Origin of the sequence: Citricoccus sp., from assembly GCF_035445025.1 — a bacterium.
Lineage (GTDB): Bacteria > Actinomycetota > Actinomycetes > Actinomycetales > Micrococcaceae > Citricoccus.
The window spans coordinates 121,140-139,670 of sequence record NZ_DAOMPX010000003.1 but is presented as its reverse complement, the minus strand read 5'-3'; the positions used below and the strand labels follow the sequence as shown (position 1 = coordinate 139,670).

The 18,531-nt window shown below is 73.3% G+C and carries 19 protein-coding genes and 1 tRNA gene; 15 read left to right on the top strand and 5 right to left on the bottom strand.

From position 1 onward, the window contains the following. Nucleotides 1-23 precede the first annotated feature (23 nt). The 14 genes from PLJ28_RS02385 (at nucleotide 24) to PLJ28_RS02320 (ending at nucleotide 12,631) form a co-directional block, all read left to right on the top strand. Nucleotides 24-575, top strand: coding sequence for a MarR family winged helix-turn-helix transcriptional regulator (locus PLJ28_RS02385; RefSeq protein WP_183527950.1), 552 nt, complete (start codon nucleotides 24-26; stop codon nucleotides 573-575). A gap of 353 nt (nucleotides 576-928) precedes the next feature. Further along, nucleotides 929-1,165: a 50S ribosomal protein L28 gene (gene rpmB, locus PLJ28_RS02380; protein WP_067189728.1), complete on the top strand. Its 237-nt coding sequence runs from the start codon at nucleotides 929-931 to the stop codon at nucleotides 1,163-1,165. 1 nt (nucleotide 1,166) lies between these two features. Further along, nucleotides 1,167-1,334, top strand: a complete 168-nt coding sequence (rpmG, locus tag PLJ28_RS02375) for a 50S ribosomal protein L33 (protein ID WP_010145439.1) — start codon at nucleotides 1,167-1,169, stop codon at nucleotides 1,332-1,334. 3 nt (nucleotides 1,335-1,337) lie between these two features. Next, a complete protein-coding gene (gene rpsN / locus PLJ28_RS02370) occupies nucleotides 1,338-1,643 on the top strand; it encodes a 30S ribosomal protein S14 (protein ID WP_010145440.1) in 306 nt (101 codons plus the stop codon). Between the two features lie 359 nt (nucleotides 1,644-2,002). Next, nucleotides 2,003-2,287 (top strand): HU family DNA-binding protein, encoded by a 285-nt coding sequence (locus tag PLJ28_RS02365; protein WP_029139339.1) that lies wholly within the window; start codon nucleotides 2,003-2,005, stop codon nucleotides 2,285-2,287. Between the two features lie 116 nt (nucleotides 2,288-2,403). Next, entirely contained in the window at nucleotides 2,404-3,261 is an 858-nt protein-coding gene (locus PLJ28_RS02360; protein WP_255459483.1) for a hypothetical protein, read from the top strand. A 57-nt stretch (nucleotides 3,262-3,318) separates the two neighbouring features. Beyond that, complete coding sequence (locus PLJ28_RS02355; RefSeq protein WP_183527948.1) at nucleotides 3,319-4,242, top strand: copper resistance CopC family protein; 924 nt, start codon at nucleotides 3,319-3,321, stop codon at nucleotides 4,240-4,242. Nucleotides 4,243-4,245: 3 nt separating this feature from the next. Next, on the top strand, nucleotides 4,246-4,962 hold the full coding sequence (locus PLJ28_RS02350) for a copper chaperone PCu(A)C (protein WP_183527947.1): 717 nt from the start codon (nucleotides 4,246-4,248) through the stop codon (nucleotides 4,960-4,962). Further along, on the top strand, nucleotides 4,949-6,325 hold the full coding sequence (locus tag PLJ28_RS02345; RefSeq protein ID WP_298044101.1) for a Dyp-type peroxidase: 1,377 nt from the start codon (nucleotides 4,949-4,951) through the stop codon (nucleotides 6,323-6,325). Before PLJ28_RS02350 ends, PLJ28_RS02345 begins: the two co-directional genes overlap by 14 nt. Further along, complete coding sequence (locus PLJ28_RS02340; protein WP_183527943.1) at nucleotides 6,313-8,481, top strand: bifunctional copper resistance protein CopD/cytochrome c oxidase assembly protein; 2,169 nt, start codon at nucleotides 6,313-6,315, stop codon at nucleotides 8,479-8,481. The genes PLJ28_RS02345 and PLJ28_RS02340 overlap by 13 nt, the downstream gene beginning before the upstream one ends. After that, nucleotides 8,478-9,323 carry a hypothetical protein gene (locus PLJ28_RS02335; RefSeq protein ID WP_324589864.1) on the top strand — a complete coding sequence of 282 codons (846 nt, stop codon included), beginning with the start codon at nucleotides 8,478-8,480 and terminating at the stop codon, nucleotides 9,321-9,323. Before PLJ28_RS02340 ends, PLJ28_RS02335 begins: the two co-directional genes overlap by 4 nt. Nucleotides 9,324-9,582: 259 nt before the next feature. Continuing rightward, the gene (locus PLJ28_RS02330; RefSeq protein ID WP_298044104.1) at nucleotides 9,583-9,876 is read left to right on the top strand and encodes a DUF6480 family protein; all 294 of its coding nucleotides are present in this window, start codon (nucleotides 9,583-9,585) and stop codon (nucleotides 9,874-9,876) included. A gap of 84 nt (nucleotides 9,877-9,960) precedes the next feature. Continuing rightward, nucleotides 9,961-12,111, top strand: a complete 2,151-nt coding sequence (locus PLJ28_RS02325; RefSeq protein ID WP_298044106.1) for an NHL domain-containing thioredoxin family protein — start codon at nucleotides 9,961-9,963, stop codon at nucleotides 12,109-12,111. Between the two features lie 43 nt (nucleotides 12,112-12,154). Continuing rightward, on the top strand, nucleotides 12,155-12,631 hold the full coding sequence (locus tag PLJ28_RS02320) for a flavodoxin domain-containing protein (protein WP_183527937.1): 477 nt from the start codon (nucleotides 12,155-12,157) through the stop codon (nucleotides 12,629-12,631). An 18-nt stretch (nucleotides 12,632-12,649) separates the two neighbouring features. Here PLJ28_RS02320 and PLJ28_RS02315 read toward each other — a convergent pair whose 3' ends face one another. Both PLJ28_RS02315 and PLJ28_RS02310 read right to left on the bottom strand, forming a co-directional pair. Continuing rightward, a complete protein-coding gene (locus PLJ28_RS02315) occupies nucleotides 12,650-13,807 on the bottom strand; it encodes a hypothetical protein (protein ID WP_298044107.1) in 1,158 nt (385 codons plus the stop codon). 4 nt (nucleotides 13,808-13,811) lie between these two features. Then, a complete protein-coding gene (locus PLJ28_RS02310) occupies nucleotides 13,812-15,599 on the bottom strand; it encodes a helicase HerA-like domain-containing protein (protein ID WP_324589863.1) in 1,788 nt (595 codons plus the stop codon). Nucleotides 15,600-15,717: 118 nt separating this feature from the next. Here PLJ28_RS02310 and PLJ28_RS02305 point away from each other — a divergent pair, with 118 nt between their 5' ends. Continuing rightward, entirely contained in the window at nucleotides 15,718-15,954 is a 237-nt protein-coding gene (locus PLJ28_RS02305) for a hypothetical protein (protein ID WP_183527933.1), read from the top strand. 8 nt (nucleotides 15,955-15,962) lie between these two features. Here PLJ28_RS02305 and PLJ28_RS02300 read toward each other — a convergent pair whose 3' ends face one another. The 3 genes from PLJ28_RS02300 to PLJ28_RS02290 all read right to left on the bottom strand — a co-directional run bounded on the left by PLJ28_RS02300 (nucleotide 15,963) and on the right by PLJ28_RS02290 (nucleotide 18,526). Further along, nucleotides 15,963-16,970 (bottom strand): AEC family transporter, encoded by a 1,008-nt coding sequence (locus PLJ28_RS02300; RefSeq protein ID WP_298044110.1) that lies wholly within the window; start codon nucleotides 16,968-16,970, stop codon nucleotides 15,963-15,965. Nucleotides 16,971-17,029: 59 nt separating this feature from the next. After that, nucleotides 17,030-17,100 (bottom strand) — tRNA-Gly (locus PLJ28_RS02295). Nucleotides 17,101-17,239: 139 nt separating this feature from the next. Then, nucleotides 17,240-18,526 (bottom strand): cation:proton antiporter, encoded by a 1,287-nt coding sequence (locus PLJ28_RS02290; protein WP_183527929.1) that lies wholly within the window; start codon nucleotides 18,524-18,526, stop codon nucleotides 17,240-17,242. Nucleotides 18,527-18,531: the final 5 nt, after the last annotated feature.

The following is an 18,531-nucleotide window of genomic DNA, read 5'->3' as shown; positions in this document are numbered from 1 at the left end:
CCGGACATGGGATACTCACCTCCATGGACGGTGGGGAAGACGTTGACAACGTGGAGTCGGGCGGGGCTGACGGCGAGGTCCGCTGGCTGACGCCGAAGGAACGCCGGGCCTGGCTGAGCATCGTGGCCACCCACATGCAGCTCATGCCGGCCCTGGAGGCGGACCTCCACCGTGAGGGGCCGGTCAGCTTCTTCGAGTACCAGGTCCTGGCCATGCTCTCGGAGAACGACGGCCCGCTGCCCATGAGCGAGCTGGCGGCCCGGACCAACTCCTCGCTGTCCCGGCTCTCGCACGTGGCCCGGAAGCTGGAGGCCAGGGGCTGGATCCACCGCCGGCCCTCCACCGAGGACGCGCGGGTCACCCTGGCCGAGATGACCGATCTCGGCATGGACGAGGTCGTCCGGATCGCCCCCCACCACGTGGCCAGCGTGCGCGCCTGCCTGCTGGACGTCCTCGATGACGAGGACCTCGAGGACATCGGGCGGATCGGGGCCAAGATCCTGGGCCACCTGGAACCCGGGCACTGGGTGTTCCGTGACCCCGTCCTGACGTCCGCCGGCCTCACCCCGTCCTGATCGCGCCGGTTTGATCGCCGTGACGCCGTGCCCTAAGATAGAACGGCGTCAAGCCACGCTGTGTCCTCGCGCGCCCGGTGCCTGCACCGGGAGGAGAGGGCGTCGGAAAACAGCGTGACTCCCGCACATCGGATCCCGCGTCCGCCATCCGGCGACGCGCGGGGCTCACCGTCTTCCCCAGCGATCAAGGGCGCTTCGGTTGGTTCTCACCCAGCCTGGTTATCCCTTCGGAAAGTCGCAGTAAGAGCGCGGTGTCACAACTGGTGGCGGGACTCGTGGTGCGCCGGTCCGACCGGAGGCTCCACAGCGGGTTCCGCCCGTTCTTTTACTACTACTTGCAACGAGGAGTGATCATGGCAGCACACTGCCAGGTAACCGGGGCTGGGCCGGGCTTCGGCCACAGCATTTCCCACTCGCACCGTCGCACCAAGCGTCGGTTCAACCCGAACATCCAGAAGAAGACCTACTGGGTGCCGTCCCTGCGTCGCAACGTGACGCTGACCCTGTCCGCGAAGGGCATCAAGACCATCGACGTGCGCGGGATCGACGCCGTCGTCGCCGACCTGATCGCCAAGGGAGTGAAGCTCTGACATGGCCAAGGACAAGGACGTACGTCCCATCATCAAGCTCAAGTCCACCGCCGGCACCGGGTACACCTACGTGACCCGCAAGAACCGCCGCAACAACCCGGACCGCATCGTGCTCAAGAAGTACGACCCGGTGGTCCGCCAGCACGTCGATTTTCGAGAGGAGCGCTGAGGCATGGCGAAGAAGTCCAAGATTGCCAAGAACGAGCAGCGTAAGGTCATCGTGGCCCGCTACGCCGAGAAGCGCCAGGAACTGAAGAAGACCCTGGTGGACCCCAACGCCTCCGACGAGGCGCGCGAGGCAGCTCGCGTGGGCCTGCAGAAGCTCCCCCGCGACGCGTCCCCGATCCGCGTGCGCAACCGCGACGCCATCGACGGCCGCCCGCGCGGCACCTTCCAGAAGTTCGGCATCTCGCGTGTCCGCTTCCGGGACATGGCCCACCGCGGTGAGCTGCCGGGCATCACCAAGTCGTCCTGGTGATCCACGCGCCGGTGCTCATCGCCGGCCAGGGTGCCTGAACGGCGCCGCCTGATCCACACCGGAAGGGGTGGCAGACCACATGGTCTGCCACCCCTTCCGGCGTTCCGGGGCCCGTCCTCTGTCCCGACCGGCCCCGCGCCCGGGTGCCGTTGCGCAGGCCTGGGCAGTGGGTGCCGGGACGTCCGGAGGGCCCGAAAAGGACCCGAATGGTGGGAATTCGGACATAAATCACCGGAAATCCGCGTGTTCCGGCGCCTCTAGGCCATGTCGGGGGCCTTCCGGGTGGTAGCTTTCCAACCATGTGCCCGGCCCCGCCGGTCCGGGCTTGAACGAATCACCACCGACGTCCAGGAGGACACATGGCTATGAACCGCAGCGAACTGGTTGCCGCCGTCGCCGAGAAGAACAACCTGTCCCAGTCCGCCGTGAACGGCGTGCTGGACGCACTCTTCGAGACCTTCGCCTCCCAGGTCTCCAAGGGCGAGAAGGTCAGCATCCCCGGCTGGCTCTCCGTCGAGCGCACCGACCGTGCCGCCCGCACCGGCCGCAACCCGCAGACCGGTGAGACCATCCAGATCCCGGCCGGCCACTCGGTCAAGATCTCCGCTGGCTCCAAGCTGAAGGCCGCTGCCACCGGCAAGTGACCTGCCGCAGGCCTGACGGCTCCAGCCGTTCACCACAGGGCGTCCCGCCACGGCGGGACGCCCTGGGCGTTTAACCGGCCAGATCGTTTTTCTACGCTCGGTAGAACTCGCGTAGCATGGGAGATCGTCAGAACGAGAGCGTTCCAAGGGTCTCGACGCGGTGGGAGGTGGACGTGGTGGAGCACCGTCCCCTGAGTTCCGCGCGGCACCGTCCCGCGATCCGCAGTGCCGGGCCGGGCCGCCTGCGCGGCCCGGCCCGGCTGCTGCGCGGTTGGGCCGCCGCTGTCGTGGCCACCCTGGTGGCCGCCGGGTCCCACACCCTGGCCTCGAGCACCGAACCCGGACACGACGCCGGCCCCGCGCCGGTCGTCTGGATCCTCACCCTGGCCCTGGCCGGGCCGCTGTGCACCGCACTGGCCGGCAGGGCCCTGTCCTGGTGGCGGCTGGGGTCCGCCGTGGCGTCCAGCCAGTTGCTCTTCCACTGGCTCTACTCGCAGTCCGCGGTCCTGCCGGGTCACCCGGCCGGCCCCGTGCCGGCGGACCCCGCCGGGCACGCCGCCCACGCGGGTCATCCCGGACTCGCCGCCCAGTCCGTCCAGGTTCCACCGTCCTCCCCGGCCGTCGAGGCCTCCCAGCCCGCCGCTGCGCCGGGCCTCGTCGACGGCCCCCTCCCCGGGGCCGAGGCGCTGCAGTCCGCGGACCACTCCAGCCTGGCCATGGTGGCCGCCCACGTGCTGGCAGCGGTGGTCACCGTGTTGCTGCTGCGCCGCGGGGAGGCGATGGCCGCCCGCGTGGTGGAGCTCGCCGTCGGGTTCGTCCTGCAGGCCCCGGGCGCCCGCTTGGCCCGCTGGGTCCCCGCGGTCCGTCGACCGCGTCTGCCGTCCCGTCCCCTCGCCCCGGTGCTGCGCGCCGGGGCGGTCGTGTCGTCCGCTCTCCGGTTGCGGGGTCCGCCGGTGCCAGCGCTGTCCCTCTGACCGCTGACACCCCCACCTGCCCGGCGCCGAGTACGGCCCGGGACCGCAAAGGACACCATGAACCCCCCTGTCTCCCCGCTGCACCCTGCCCTGGACGCCGACGCGTCCACCGCCCGGACCGCCCGCGCCGCCCGCTCAGCCACCGACCGGACGGCCGGCACCCGGCCCGCCGGCCGGCGTCGGGCCCCCCGCCGACGCCTGGGCGGCGTCACCGCCGCGGCCCTGCTCGCCCTGTCCGCGGCCACCGCCGCGGCACCCCCGGCCCTGGCGCACGACCAGCTGCTGTCCACCACCCCCGAGGCCGGGGCCACCGTCACCGCGGCGCCGGCCGAGCTGTCCCTGACGTTCTCGGGCACCCTCATCACCGGCCAGGGCATCCAGAACCTCGTCACGGTGACGGACGAGGCCGGGCACCAGTGGCAGGACGGTGCCGCGCAGGTCGCCGGCCCCGAGCTGACCTCGGCCCTGTGCGAGGGCATGCCCAACGGCGACTACGACGTCGCCTACCGGGTGGTCTACTCCGACGGCCACTCCGAGGCCAAGCAGTACGGCTTCACCGTGGATGACCCCTCGGCCCCGGACACGGCGGTCCCGCAGGACTGCGGCGTGCCGAACCCGGATGCCCCGGTCGGCAGCGGTGAGGGGGCGACGTCGGCCGATGCCGCCTCCCCGGGCGGCGCCACCGGTGACGTGGCCTCGGCCGATCCCGGTGCCGAGCCGGCCCCGGCCACCCCCGGCGCCCCGGACACCACCGGCACCCCGGACACCACCGGCACCCCGGACACCGACGGCCCGGCGGACGGGCAGGCGACCGCCGCGGACTCCGCCACCGCCGAGACGGCCAGCGAGGCAGTGCCCGCCTGGGTGTGGGTCCTCGGGATCCTGGGCGCGCTCGTCGTGGCCGCGGCCGTCACGCTCGTCTTCCGCCGGGCCCGGGCCATCGACGACGCCCCCGGCGGCCGGCCGGGTTCGGAGGGCTGAGCGATGAGGACGGCGTTGACCGCGCACCCTGTATTGACCGCGCACGCTGTATTGACCGCGCACCCTGTCCGGCGTCGCACCCGGCCCGCCCCTCGCCGGTCCGCACTCGCCCTGCCCGCCCTCGCGCTGGCCGGAGCGCTGCTGCTGACCGGTTGCGCCCAGCCCGCCCCGCAGGCGGCCGGGCCGGCCTCGTCCGAGGCCGCCGCCGGGGCTGTCACCGGCACCACCGGTAGCCCCATCACCGTCACCGACCCGTGGGCGAAGGCCACCGAGGAGGCCATGACGGGTGTGTTCGGGACCGTGCAGAACGCCTCCGACCGGGACGTCAGGATCACCGGGGCCAGCACCGACCTCGCCGCGACGGCCGAACTCCACGAGACCGTTGACGACGGGACCGGCGCGACCCTCATGCGGGAGGTCCAGGGCGGTCTCACGATCCCGGCCGGCGGCAGCCTGGAGCTGGTGCCCGGCGGCCACCACATCATGCTGATGGGGCTGCGCCGGGACATCGCCCCGGGTGACGTCGTCGAGGTCCGGCTGGAGTTCGAGGACGGCCGCACCCTGGTGCTGACCGCCCCGGCCAAGGAGTTCGCCGGCGCCCAGGAGGAGTACCGGGGGACCGGGGAGATGGACGCCGGCGGGGAGACGGACGCCGGTGGACACGCGGGCGCCGAGGGTGAGGGCACGACCCCCGCCGTCCAGGGCCATGGCGACCACTGAACCGTCCCGCCGCGCCCTGCTGCTCGGGGCCGGCGTCGCCGGGGGCGGGCTGATCGGCACCGCCCTCGGCTACGCCACCGGGGCCACGGGCCCCGGCCCCGTCCCGACGGACGCCTCCCCGGCGTCCGCCGGGACGGGCGGCCCCCCGGGGGCCGGGCCGGCCGACGTCGGGACCCCGGCCGGGGCCCCGGTGCAGGCCCCCGGATGGGCGGAACCGGGCGGTGAGGCCGGCCGGGTGGCGGTCTCCTCCCCGGTGGGCACGGACACGGTGCCGTTCCACGGCCCCCGGCAGGCCGGGATCGACACCCCGGCGCAGGCGCACGCGATCTTCCTCGCGCTCACGCTGAAACCCACCACGGACCGCCCGGGGATCCAGCGGATGCTGCGGCTGCTCTCCGACGACGCAGCCCGGCTCACCCAGGGCCGGGCCACGCTCGCCGACACCGAACCGGAACTGGCCGCCACCCCCGCGCGGATGACCGTCACGTTCGGGTTCGGCCCGCGGCTGCTGCAGCGGGCCGCGCCCGCCCTGGCCCCGTCCTGGCTGCGGCCGTTGCCGGCCTTCGGCATCGACCGGCTGCAACCGGCCTACACCGGTGGGGACCTGCTGCTGCAGCTGTGCGGGGACGACCCGATGTCCCTGGCCCACGCGCGCCGCATGCTGCTCAAGGACGCCCGCGCCTTCGCCGAGGTGCACTGGGTCCAGACCGGCTTCCGCGGAGCGCGCGGGACCCAGCCGGACGGGACCACCATGCGCAACCTGTTCGGCCAGGTCGACGGCACCGCCAACCCGGCCCCGGGGTCGGCGGCCGCGGAGCGCATCGTGTGGGGCGGGGGCAGCGGCCCGCTGCGACTGACCCCCTGGGTGCCGGGCGGCACCTCGCTGGTGCTGCGGCGCATCGCCATGGACCTGGACTCCTGGGACGGACTCGACCGCCCGGGCAAGGAACAGGTCATCGGCCGCCGTCTCGGCACCGGGGCGCCCCTGACCGGCACCGCCGAGCACGACGCGCCGGACCTGGGCGCCGTGAACGGCCTCGGGTTCCCCGTCATCTCCGAGGTGGCACACCTGCGCCGCTCGCGCACCGCCAACCCGGACCATGCCATGCTGCGGCGGGCGTACAACTACGACGACGGCCCGGGGGAGTCCGTGAGCAACACCGGGTTGCTGTTCGCGGCCTACCAGTGCGACGTGGACCAGCAGTACGTGCCCATCCAGCGCCGGCTGGCCGAGTCCGATCACCTGAACCTGTGGACCACCCCCGTCGGATCGGCGGTCTTCGCCATCCCACCCGGGTGCGACGAGGACGGATTCGTCGGCGACGTCCTGTTCGACCGGGCTGCGAGAGAATGGAACCCGTGACCTCCTCCCGCACCACCCCGCAGCGCCAGTCCCGGGCCGGCTCGGCGCCCACCCACGGCTCCACCCCGGCCGGTGGTGATCCCGGGACGACCGGCAGCGCCGGCGTCCCGGCCTGGGCGTGGCCGCTGGTGGGCATCGTGGCCGGTGCGGTGCTCGTGCTCGCGGCCTCCCTGGCCGGCGTGGTGTCCGCCGACGAGCTGTCCGACCCCGGTGCCTTCACCCGCTGGGGGCTGCCGGTGGCCAAGCTGCTCCACAACCTGGCCATGCCCACGGCGGTCGCCGCGCTGATCTTCGCCTGCGCCATCCTGCCCCCGCGCCGCGGTGAGGACGAGCACCCGGCGTTCACCCTGCTGATGCAGGTGGCGGCCGTGGCCGCCGGCGCCTGGACGGTGTCCGCGCTGGCCGTGATGCTGCTGTCCTACTCCGACCTCGCGGGCGTCCCACTGGACCCGAGCGCCACCTTCACCTCGGGACTCGTCGGATTCCTGCAGGACATCTCGGTGGGCCAGGCGTGGGTGGTGGTGACGGTGATCGCCGCCGTGGTCACCTCCCTGACCCTGGCCGTGCGCTCCGCCACCGGACTGGCGTGGACGGCCGTCCTGGCCCTGGTGGCGATCGTGCCGCAGGCCCTGATCGGCCACTCCGCCTCCGGTGACGACCACAACGGCGCCGTGAACTCCATCGGCCTGCACCTGCTCGGCGTGGTCGTCTGGGTCGGCGGACTGCTGGTGCTGATGCTGGTCTCCCCACGCCTCACCGGCCCGGACGGGGCCACCGGCCGGGCCTCCGCCCACCGCCAGGGCCCCGAGCCGCTGGTCTACACCGCGGTGTCCCGGTACTCGGTCCTCGCCGGGCTCGGCCTGTTCACCGTGGTGCTCTCCGGCGTGGTGAACGCCGCGATCCGGATGGACACCCTCGAACAGCTCACCAGCCCCTACGGGCTGCTCGTGCTGCTGAAGCTGATCGGCTCACTGCTGCTGGGCCTGGCCGGGCTGATGCACCGGCAGTGGATCATCCCCCGGCTGGCCACGGGCACCACCGCCCCGCCGCCGGCCGCCCGGCGCCTGCTGTGGCAGCTGATCGCCGTGGAGGCCGCCGTCATGGCCGGCATCATGTCCCTGGCCACCGTGCTCGCCCGGACCTCTCCGCCCGTGCCGGAGGAGACCGCCCCGGACGCCTCCCCGGCCCGCATCCTCACCGGTTACGACCTGCCCCCGGAACTGACCTTCGAGCGCTGGTTCACCACGTGGCGGTTCGACTGGCTCTGGGTGGCCATCATCGCCTTCCTGGCCCTCTGGTACGTCAGGTCCGCCGTCCGGCTGTACCGCCGCGGGGACTCCTGGCCGGTGCTGCGCATCGCCTCCTGGCTCGTCGGCCTGACCATCCTGTTCTGGGTCACCTCCGGGGCCCCGGCGGTCTACGGCAAGGTCCTGTTCAGTGCGCACATGGTGGCGCACATGACGCTGACCATGATCTCCCCGCTGTTCCTCGTGCTCGCCGCCCCGGTGACCCTGGCCCTGCGCTCGCTGCCCACCCGCACCGACGGCTCCCGCGGGCCGCGCGAGTGGATCCTGGCGATCGTGCACTCCTGGTGGGGACGGTTCATCACCCACCCGGGCGTGGCCGCGGTGAACTTCGCCGGCTCGATCCTGGTGTTCTACTACACCCCGTTCTTCGGCTTCGCCCTGAACGAGCACCTCGGCCACGAGTTCATGAACGTGCACTTCCTGCTCACCGGGTACATCTTCGCCTCGGTGATGATCGGGATCGACCCGCTGCCGCGCACCGTGCCGTACCCGATGCGCCTGGTGCTGCTGCTGGCCACCATGGCCTTCCACGCGTTCATCGGGGTCGCCATGACCTCGTCCGAATCGCTGCTCCAGGCCTCCTGGTTCGGTTCCACCGGCCGGCCGTGGGGACTGCCTGCCATCGACGACCAGCAGATCGGCGGGGCCATCATGTGGGGCATCGGCGAGGTGCCCACCGTGATCATGGCCGTGATCGTCGCGGTCATGTGGTCCCGGTCCGACGCCAAGGAGACCAGGCGGCTGGACCGCAAGGCCGACCTGAACGACGAGGCCGAACTGAAGGCCTGGAACCGGATGTACGCACAGCTGGCCGAAGACGACACCACCACCGGAGGAACCCCGCGATGACCACCCCGATGCGCCCCCGGAGCGCCCGTCCCGGCCGGCTGGTCGTGGCCGGGACCCTGCTGGCCGCGGCGCTGCTCGCGACCGGCTGCTCGGCGTCCCCGGAGGGAGCCGCACCCGCCCCCTCCGATCCGCACGGCACCGCGGCGCCCGGCCAGCCGTCGTCGGGCACGGCCTCCGCCGCCCCCACGGACGCGGAGGCCACCGCGCAGGCCTCCGACGCGCGGGCCGACCAGCGGGCCGTGGGCGCGGCGACCGAGCGCGCGGCCAGCTTCGGGTTCACCCAGCAGGTCTCCGCCACCGACGCGGAGATCCAGCGGACCCGCGAGGAGTCCCGGTTGCGCCAGACGAACACCTCCGGGACCACGGTGGAACCGGCCGGGTGCAAGGCACCGCTCACGGCGGTCGACTGGTCGCCGATCCTGCTGCCCGGCGCGGACGCCTCCCGCCTGGACTTCGGCTCAGAGGGCTTCACCGGCACCGGCAGCGTGGAGGTCGCCTCCCTCGAGGACCCGGAGGTGCTGGAGCGGCACCTGGCCAACGTCGAACGGCTCGTGGCGGACTGCCCCGACCTGACGATGACCGTGACGGACGAGAACCTGCAGAAGAGCACCTTCGACGTCACGGCCCGGGCCTCCCCGGCCGACGGCGCGGACGTGGACTCGGGGCTGGTGTGGACCCGTACCCCGGCCGGCGGGGGAACGGAGACCACCGCCCAGGTGCTGATCGGCCGGGCCGGGGACCACGTCGTCATGGTCTCCTTCATCGGGCAGCCCGAGGTGGCCGGCGAGGAGTTCACCACCATCGCCGAACAGGTCCTGGCCGCCGCCGTCGGATCGCTGTGACGCGTTCCTGCGCCGTCAGGCACGGGATCCGACGAGGAGGGTCACGGCGGTGCGCCGGCCCGGCCTGGCGGATCGTGCCGGCCCGGTGGGGGTTCACGGGCGGCCGGGTTGCTGACAGGATGGCGGGACCGACGTCCCGGCGTCCCGCCGCACGCAGGTCCTGACGGGCTGAGGCCCGGAGGGGCTGTGGGCCGGAGGGTTGTGTGCCGGACAGGGCGTCGAGAGGACCGGACGACCCGACGCACGCGAGGAGACGACGATGGCCCACGGTGGACAGCCCCAGCCCGACGACAGCTTCCGGGACACCGAGACGAGCGAACTGGACCGGCACGGCACCCACCAGCCGGAGCGGGGCGTCACCGACGCCGGCAACCAGCCCGGCACCGGTGACGAACAGGACTGGGAGCCGACGTCGGAGGAACAGTCCCGCTCGACGAACCCCGACCCGGCGGAGGGCAACGTCACCGGGCTGGAGCCCGGCGGCGGCGTCCCGGCCGGGGAGACCCCGCCCGCCGACGACCAGATGAGCCGCGACCAGGGCCACCAGGAGTAACGGACGCCGGGCCGATTACGCCCGTGGCGTTGTGTGACTTCCCCGGCTGGAACCGCCCGGCGGCTCTCGGCGACAATGGAGCCCATGAGCAGCCCTGAAGACCAGCCGGTCAGCACTCCCGCCACCGCCACCGCCGCGACGGCCACGGCCCCCGCACCGCGCGCGACCTCGCGCGTACGGGCCTCCGAGCTGCACGGGCGCAGCTGGCTGAACACCGGCGGGAACCCGCTGGACCTGGCGGCCCTGCGGGGCAAGATCGTCATCCTGGACTTCTGGTCCTTCTGCTGCATCAACTGCCTGCACGTGCTGGACGAACTGCGTCCGCTCGAGGCCGAGTACCGGGACGTGCTCGTCACCGTGGGCGTCCACTCGCCCAAGTTCGACCACGAGGCGGACCCGGAGGCGCTCGCCGCCGCCGTGGAGCGCTACGACGTCCAGCACCCCGTGCTGGACGACCCGACCCTGACCACGTGGCAGGCCTACTCCGCGCGTGCCTGGCCGACGCTCGTCGTGGTGGACCCGGAGGGTTACATCGCCGCCCACCTGTCCGGCGAGGGCCACGTCGCGGGACTGACCTCGCTGGTCGAGGAACTCGTCGCCGAGCACGAGGCCAAGGGCACGCTGCACCGCGGCAACGGCCCCTACGTCCCACCGGAGCCCGTGGCCCGGGACCTCAAGTTCCCCGGCAAGGCCATCGCCCTGGGCGCCCGTGGCGCGCAGGCGGGCACCTTCCTCGTGGCGGACACCGGCCACCACCGGCTGGTGGAGCTGGCCGAGGACCTGACGACCGTGGTGCGCACCATCGGCGGCGTCGGCGAACCGGGCGCGGACGGGGCCGACGCCCCGGCCCCCGACGGCGGCGCCGACCCGGCCACCGCGACCGGCACCAAGGGCCTGGCCGACGGCGGCCCGGACGCCGCCCTGTTCAACGAGCCGCAGGGCCTGACCCTGCTGCCCCGGGACGTGGCGGACGCGGTCGGCTATGACGTCGTCGTCGCCGACTCCGTGAACCATCGCCTGCGCGGCGTGCGCCTGGCCGACGGGACCGTGCGGACCGTGGCCGGCAACGGCGTGCAGCGGCTGATCGACCCCGAACGGGCCCGCGAGGCGGCCGACCCCGACACGGAGGCGACCCTCTCCCTGGCGCCCTTCGGCACCGACCCGCTGCACACCTCGCTGTCCAGCCCCTGGGACGTGCTGTGGTCCACGGCCGAGGACACCCTCGTGGTGGCCATGGCCGGCACCCACCAGCTGTTCAGCTTCGACCCGCGCACCGGGGACCTGGCGGTCTACGCCGGCACCGGGCTGGAGGGACTGGAAGACGGGGACCCCACCGTGGCCTGGTTCGCCCAGTCCTCCGGTCTCGCCGAGTCCGCGGACGGCACGATCTGGGTGGCCGACTCCGAGTCCTCCGCCCTGCGCCGGATCACCCCGGCCGACCCGGCCGCGGCGGACGGTGCGCTGAGCCGCCGGGTGGGCTCCGCCGTCGGGACCGGACTGTTCGACTTCGGCTTCCGCGACGGCGCGGCCGACCAGGCCCGCCTCCAGCACCCGCTGGGCGTGGCCGCCCTGCCGGACGGCTCCGTGCTCGTGGCCGACACCTACAACGGCGCGATCCGCCGGTACGCGCCGGCCGGCGTCGCCCCGGACGGACGCCCCACCGAGGCGAGCGTGTCCACCCTGGCCCGCGGGCTGAAGGAGCCCTCGGACGTCCTGGTGGAGCCGGACGCCGAGGGGAACGCCGCCTCGATCGTGGTGGTGGAGACCAACGCCCACCAGCTGGTCCGCCTGTCCGTGCCGGAGGAGTACCTGCAGGTCGACGAGGGCGCGCTGCAGACCCATCGCCCGCGCACCGCGGTGGCCGCCGGCGAGCTGGAGCTGACCGTGGCCTTCGAGGCGCCGACCGGGCAGAAGCTCGACGACCGCTGGGGCGACCCCACGCAGCTGAAGATCTCCTCCTCCCCGGAGGAGCTGCTGCTGGACGGCGAGGGCACCTCGACGGGGCTGGTCCGCACGCTGCGCATCAACCCGGACATCGCCGAGGGCGTCCTGCATATCACCGCGCGGGCCGCGTCCTGCGACGGCGAGAAGGGCCAGCCGATCCCGGACCACGCCGCCTGCCACCTGTACCAGCAGGACTGGGGGATCCCGGTCACGGTGCACGCGGACCCGGCCGGGGACGGGGACGTCGTCCCGGAGACCCGGCTGGACCTGGACCTGCGCGGGATACACTGACAACGCCCACCGCACCCGAGAGACCCGAAGGCGGCCGTATCCCATGACCACCCTGGTTGTTGCCTCGTCCAAGCACGGTTCGACCCGAGAGATCGGTGAACGCATCGCCGCGGTCCTGCACGCCAACAAGGGCGTGACCACGGTGGTCGAGGACCCGCAGGGCGCGCCGCAGTGGCTGGCCTCCGTGAACGCCGTGGTGGTCGCGCTGCCGATCTACGCCGGGTCCCTGGAGAAGGCGGGCAAGGCCTTCCTGGACACCCACCGGGCCGAGCTGGCGAACAAGCCGCTGTTCATCCTGGCCTCGGGTGCCGGCCCCGAGTTCGACGACGGCCTGCGCACCACCCTGGAGGCCTACGGCCCGAAGGAGGTCGGGTACTTCCGCGGGGCGCTCTACGAGGAGAAGCTCAGCTGGCTCGAGAAGCTGATGATCAGGCTCGCCAAGGGCCAGTACGGGGACTTCCGGGACTGGCAGGGGATCGAGGCCTGGGGCAAGTCCCTGGCCACCCGCGGCGCCAGCTGAGCCGGCGGCCGGGCGGGCTCAGGGAGCCCGGGGGACGTAGCGCACCGACTCCGGGCCGACCTGCAGGTCGGCCTCGAGCAGGATCGGCTCCGCGTGCTCCACGCGGCGACGCTCGCCGGTGACCAGGTCGATCTCCTCGAGGGTCAGCCGCGCCTCGGTGCGGACCGGTGCGGCCACCGTCACGTCGGTCTCCCCGGAGTCGCCCTCGCCGCCCTCGTCGTCGGCCGGCAGGGGCTCGACCTCGACCGCCGGGTCCGGGGAGACGGACCAGTTGATGGAGTCCGGCGGGATCCGGTTCAGGGTGTCGTAGCCCATGGGGCAGCCCGCCGGGTGGAGGACCTGCTGTTCCGTGCACCCGGACAGGTAGTCGTCGACCTGCCGGTTCGCCTCCTCGGCCACCGCGTCCGTGTACCGCAGGGTGAGGGTCAGGGGGAGCGGTGCCGACGGATCGGCCCCGTCCACGACCGTCCGCACCGGGTCCGCCTCCAGGTAGGTGCTCGTGGCTGCGCCGCTCACCGCCGCCGGCGGCAGGACCGCGAAGTCCTGGACCGGGGACGACTCACCCGTCAGGGTGACCTCCTCGCCGTTCACCGTCCCCGCCAGGTGCTGCCCGGCGGCCTCGGCGGGCCACACCCCCGGCTCCACCCGGACCGTGGACAGGGTCACCGGTGCCATTCGCCAGCGGTCGAAGAACAGCCAGTCGCGTCCCTCGTGCTCCACCGTGAACGTGGTGGCGTGGTCCTCGCCGTCCAGGCGGTAGCCGACCTCCACCTCGACGCCGTTGCCGGTCTCCTCGCCCCGGGACACGGTGACGTCCTCCAGCGCGGCGAAACCGGCGGCCAGCGGTTCACCGTCCAGCAGCGTGGTGGCCGTCCCCGGGGGCGGGACGGGAGTCTTGGAATCCCCGGTGCCGGAATCCCCGGTGCCGGAATCCGCGGTGCCGGAGCCGTCCGCGCCGGTGCCCGTGCCGCCGGCCAGTCCGAGCGCCGCGGCACCGTCCCCGCCGGCCAGCGCGTCGAGGTAGCGCTCGACCTGGGCCGCGGGGGAGTAGACCGTCGCGTTGACCGTCCCGATCGCCACGCCCCCGGCCACCAGGGCCAGGGCGGCGGCCCCGCCCCACAGGGCCAGCGTGCGGCCGGGCCGGCCGGTGCCGCGAACCTGTCCGTGTGCGTCCACCCGCTCAGCCAAACAGGCCTCCCCGGCGGCGTCCGCGCCGCTTGGTGCCGAAGACCGAGCGCACCACGGAGCGGCCGAAGGCGGTGGCGGCGGTGCGCGCGATGTCCTCGACGACCTCGGCCATCGGGTTCTCCTCCCGGCGGGACCGCGCCGGGGCCGGTTCGCGCCGTGGGGGCGGGGCCGGTTCGCGCCGTGGGGCCGGCTCGCCCCGCGGGGTCTCGACCGGACCGGACGAGGGCACCGGGTGGCCGAGGATCTCGGCCTCGATGCGCCGCGCCTCCGCGTCGATGTCCGCCTGCGACTGGCCCGCACCGGGGGTGTGCGAGCCCACGGACCCACCCGTCGGCACGGGGCGGGCCGCACCGGCGCCGGGCGCCGCGGTCGCGGACCCGGTGAGGCGCTCGAACGCCGAGACCCGGTCCTGGTCCTGGCCGTAGGCCTCGAGCAGGGCGGAGGCGGCCACCGCCGCGTCGAGGACCTCGGGCGTGGAGGGGCCGATGACCGAGGTGGGGGACCACATCCGGGTCAGGGCGACCGGGGTCGGCGCACCGTCCTCGTCCATCACGGTGACCACGGCCTCCCCGGTGCCGGCGGAGGTGAGGACCTCCTCGAGGTCGTACTCGGTGTGCGGGAACGTCTGCACGGCCTGCCGCAGGGCCCTGGCGTCCTTCGGGGTGAAGGCGCGCAGCGCGTGCTGGACCCGGTTGGCGAGCTGGCCGAGCACCTCCTCGGGGACGTCCTGCGGGGACTGGGTCACGAAGAAGACGCCCACGCCCTTGGACCGGATCAGCCGGACGGTCGTCGTGATCGCGTCGAGGAAGGCGTCCGAGGCGTCGTCGAAGACCAGGTGGGCCTCGTCGAGGAAGAACACCAGTTTCGGCCGGTCGGTGTCCCCGACCTCCGGCAGTTCCGCGAAGAGGTCCGCGAGCAGCCAGACCATGAAGGTGGAGAACACCCGGGGCCGCTGCTGCAGGCTGGGCAGTTCCAGGCAGGAGATCACCCCGCGGCCGTCGGGAGCCCGGCGCAGCAGCTCGGCGGTCTCGAACTCGGGGACGCCGAAGAAGGCGTCCATCCCGCCGGCGGCCAGCGCCGTGACCTCGCGCAGGATGACGTTGGCGGTGGACGTGGCCACTCCGCCCAGTCCCCGCAGGTCCTCCTTGCCCTCCTTGCTGGTCAGGTGCATGACGACCGCACGCAGGTCCTTGAGGTCGTCCAGCGGCAGCTCACGCTCGTCGGCCCAGTGGAACATCAGCTGCAGGCAGGACTCCTGGGTCTCGTTGAGGTCCATGATCCGGGCCAGCAGCAGGGGGCCGAAGGAGTCCACCGTGGCGCGGACCGGGATGCCCGGGCCGTCCCCGCCGAGGGCCAGGAACTCGACCGGGAACGCCGCCGGCTCCCAGGGCATCCCGGTGGCGGTGGTCCGCTCGGCGAGCCTGTCGCTTGGGGTGGCCGCGGTGGCCAGCCCGGACAGGTCACCCTTGACGTCCGCCAGGAAGACCGGGACGCCGGCGGTGGAGAGCTGCTCGGCCATCACCTGCAGGGTCACGGTCTTGCCGGTGCCGGTGGCGCCGGCCACCAGCCCGTGCCGGTTCATCATCGCCAGCGGCAGGCGGATCGGGGCATCGGCATGGACCACGTCCTCGACGACGGCGGCCCCCAGGGTGATCGCCGGACCCGCGGTCCGGTACCCGGCCCGGATGGTCTCCAGGAGCGCGGACGAGGCGCCCGGGGCGGGCCCGGACGGCGTCTGCTGCGAGGACGTCGCCGGCGGTGATGACTGCTGGTCTGTCATGAAAGCATCCTAGGGCGGATGCAGGGGGTGGGCCCCGATAGATTGATCAGGCCGCCTCGACGTCGAGCGGCAGGACCGTGTCCGGCGGAAGCGCGGGGCACCGAGGGAAGCGAGCGCCATGGCCGACAAGCCGTACCGGGTCACCAGTGACAGCACCGGGCTGGGCTTCTGGTTCCGGCTCCGGTGGCGACTGGCCTACATCGCCTCGTCCATCTACGGCTCCGCGGACCGGCAGGCCAGCCTGGACCCGAAGCGCGAACTGCGCAAGGAACGGGCGGCGCGCCTGATCACCGCGTACCGGGGCCAGGGGCAGGAGCCCTCGGAGGCGCTCCTGCGGGCCGCCCGGGAGGGCTGACCCCCGGGTCAGGCCAGGAGCAGGGCGACGGCGATCATCGCCGGGATCGCCACGATGGTCGTCACCAGCACGGTGTCCTTCGCCATGACCATGCCGGTCTCGTAGCGCGAGGCGGCCACGAACACGTTCTGGGCCGTGGGCAGGGAACCGAGGACCACCGCGATGAGCAGTGCGTCGCCCTCGAGACCCATGACCGGGCCGGCCAGCACCCAGGCCAGGGCCGGGTGGACGATGAGCTTGATGACGGAGGCCACGGCGACGTCGGCGCGGCGGCCCGCGGCCTTCTCCAGCGGGCGCGAACCGACCAGGGACATCCCGAACGCCAGCAGCATGGCGGGGATCGACGCGCCGGCGATCAGGCTGACGGACTCGCCGACCGGGCCCGGCAGCTGCCAGCCGGTGGCCGAGAAGACCAGGCCCAGCGCCGAACCGATGATCATCGGGTTCAGGGCGATGTGCCCCACCTGCCGCCAGAACCTGGCCCACCGGCCGACCGGACGGATCGGACCGGCCCGGCGGCCGGCGTCGTGGCCCGCCCCGGCGCCCCGGCCGCGGGCCCGGGCCTCTGAAGCGGTGGTGGCATCCAGGGACGCGACGTAGATGGGCGTGTAGAGGGCCAGCTGGAAGATGAGCACGGGGGCGGCGAGTGCGGCGTCGCCGAGCACGTAGGCGGCGATCGGGATGCCGAGGTTCGCCGAATTGACCATGGATGCGCTCAGCGCGCCGATGACGGTCTCGGAGCCGCTCCGGCGGGGGAGCAGCAGGCGGGCCACCAGCAGGTAGATGCCCCCGGCGGCCAGCGCGGAGGCACCGGCGACGACCAGCTGGGGGCCCAGGACCGACTGCACGTCCGCGGCGGCGAGGGTGTCGAAGAGCAGGGCCGGGCTGGCCACGAAGAAGGCGGTGCGGGAGAGGACCTGCTGGCCATGGGTGCCCAGGACGCCGGTGCGGCCGGTGAGGTATCCGACCAGGATGATCACCCAGACCACGGTGAACCCGGACAGTACCTCGACCACCGGGCGCCCCCTCGCTGCCTGACCGGAGGAGGCCCAGTGGCCGCTCTGGACATGAAGAGAGCGGGCGACGGGAATCGAACCCGCGTATCTTGCTTGGGAAGCAAGCGCTCTACCATTGAGCTACGCCCGCAGGACAGGAGCTTACGCGCCCGTCACGTGCTTTTCAGCTTACACGCTCTGGGCGGCGTGGCGTGCCACGTGCGCTCGGCGTGGCGATCGCGGGGGTCATCCGGGGTGCTGTGAGGGGGCGTGGTCCCCGTGGCCCGTCGTCAGTCCAGGCTCAGTTCGCCGCCCGCAGTCCGCCCGTCCGCAGTCCGCCCGCTCGCCGTCTGCGCGCCGGCGAGACGGGACTGCCGCCGGGCCGCGGCCCGGCCGACGCCGTCCGCGTAGCGGGTGAGCACCGGGCCGATGATCGCCAGGGACATGACGTAGGCGGTGGCCAGTGCGGACACGTCGGTGGCCATGGCCCCGGAGGTCACGGCCAGGCCGGCGATGACGATCGAGAACTCACCGCGGATGGTCAGGGCGGCCCCGGCGCGCCATCGGCCGGCGGTGCCGATCCCGGCCCGGCGCGCCGCCCAGTAGCCCGTGGCGACCTTGGTCAGTGCCGTGACCAGCGCCAGCAACAGCGCCCAGCCGAGCACCGGGGGCAGGGTGCGCGGATCCGTGTTCATGCCGAACAGCACGAAGAACAGGGCGGCGAACAGGTCCCGCAGGGGTTCCAGGAGGTCCCGGGCCGAGTGCGCGGTGGCCCCCGAGATCGCGATCCCCAGCAGGAAGGCCCCGACACCGGCCGAGACCTGCAGGGCGCCGGCCAGCCCCGCGACCAGCAGTGCCAGGCCGAGCACCTTGAGCAGGAAGGTCTCCTGCTCGGGGGAGGCCACGAAGCGCGAGATCTGCGGTCCGAACCGGAGCCCCACCACCAGGACGATCGCGACCACCAGCAGCGCCACCCCGAGTGCCTGGGCCCCGGCGGCCACGGAGAGCCCGCCGAGCAGGGCGGTCAGCACGGGCAGGTAGACCGCCATGGCGAGGTCCTCGAAGACCAGGATGGACAGGACGACCGGCGTCTCCCGGTTGCCCAGCCGGCCGAGGTCGCCCAGCACCTTGGCGATGATGCCGGAGGACGAGATGTAGGTGATCCCGCCGAGGACGACGGCACCCGCCGCGCCCCAGCCCAGCAGCCAGCCGGCCACGGCGCCGGGCAGGAAGTTCAGGACCAGGTCGACCAGTCCCGCCCGCCAGGACGCCCGCATCCCGGTGACCAGTTCCCGGGCCGAGTACTCCAGCCCCAGCATCAGCAACAGCAGGACCACGCCGATCTCGCTGGCCAGGTGGGTGAACTCGCTGATGTCCTGGAAGGGGACCAGCTCGGAGTCGTGCGTCATGGGATTCAGGTCGCGGCCGAAGAGGATGCCGCCGTAGCCGATCGCCAGCCCGCCCAGCAGGTACAGCGGTACCGGTGACATCCCGATCCGGGCGGCGAACCGGCCCAGCCCTCCGAGCAGCAGCAGGATGGCGCCGAGCTCGATGAGGGCCAGGGTGGTGGTGTTCACGGGAT

Bases quoted from the DNA above. Each gene is read 5' to 3' on its own strand.
- PLJ28_RS02385 (WP_183527950.1), top strand. From the start codon at position 24: ATGGACGGTGGGGAAGACGTTGACAACGTGGAGTCGGGCGGGGCTGAC.
- rpmB (WP_067189728.1), top strand. From the start codon at position 929: ATGGCAGCACACTGCCAGGTAACCGGGGCTGGGCCGGGCTTCGGCCAC.
- rpmG (WP_010145439.1), top strand. From the start codon at position 1,167: ATGGCCAAGGACAAGGACGTACGTCCCATCATCAAGCTCAAGTCCACC.
- rpsN (WP_010145440.1), top strand. From the start codon at position 1,338: ATGGCGAAGAAGTCCAAGATTGCCAAGAACGAGCAGCGTAAGGTCATC.
- PLJ28_RS02365 (WP_029139339.1), top strand. From the start codon at position 2,003: ATGGCTATGAACCGCAGCGAACTGGTTGCCGCCGTCGCCGAGAAGAAC.
- PLJ28_RS02360 (WP_255459483.1), top strand. From the start codon at position 2,404: ATGGGAGATCGTCAGAACGAGAGCGTTCCAAGGGTCTCGACGCGGTGG.
- PLJ28_RS02355 (WP_183527948.1), top strand. From the start codon at position 3,319: ATGAACCCCCCTGTCTCCCCGCTGCACCCTGCCCTGGACGCCGACGCG.
- PLJ28_RS02350 (WP_183527947.1), top strand. From the start codon at position 4,246: ATGAGGACGGCGTTGACCGCGCACCCTGTATTGACCGCGCACGCTGTA.
- PLJ28_RS02345 (WP_298044101.1), top strand. From the start codon at position 4,949: ATGGCGACCACTGAACCGTCCCGCCGCGCCCTGCTGCTCGGGGCCGGC.
- PLJ28_RS02340 (WP_183527943.1), top strand. From the start codon at position 6,313: ATGGAACCCGTGACCTCCTCCCGCACCACCCCGCAGCGCCAGTCCCGG.
- PLJ28_RS02335 (WP_324589864.1), top strand. From the start codon at position 8,478: ATGACCACCCCGATGCGCCCCCGGAGCGCCCGTCCCGGCCGGCTGGTC.
- PLJ28_RS02330 (WP_298044104.1), top strand. From the start codon at position 9,583: ATGGCCCACGGTGGACAGCCCCAGCCCGACGACAGCTTCCGGGACACC.
- PLJ28_RS02325 (WP_298044106.1), top strand. From the start codon at position 9,961: ATGAGCAGCCCTGAAGACCAGCCGGTCAGCACTCCCGCCACCGCCACC.
- PLJ28_RS02320 (WP_183527937.1), top strand. From the start codon at position 12,155: ATGACCACCCTGGTTGTTGCCTCGTCCAAGCACGGTTCGACCCGAGAG.
- PLJ28_RS02310 (WP_324589863.1), bottom strand. From the start codon at position 15,599: ATGACAGACCAGCAGTCATCACCGCCGGCGACGTCCTCGCAGCAGACG.
- PLJ28_RS02305 (WP_183527933.1), top strand. From the start codon at position 15,718: ATGGCCGACAAGCCGTACCGGGTCACCAGTGACAGCACCGGGCTGGGC.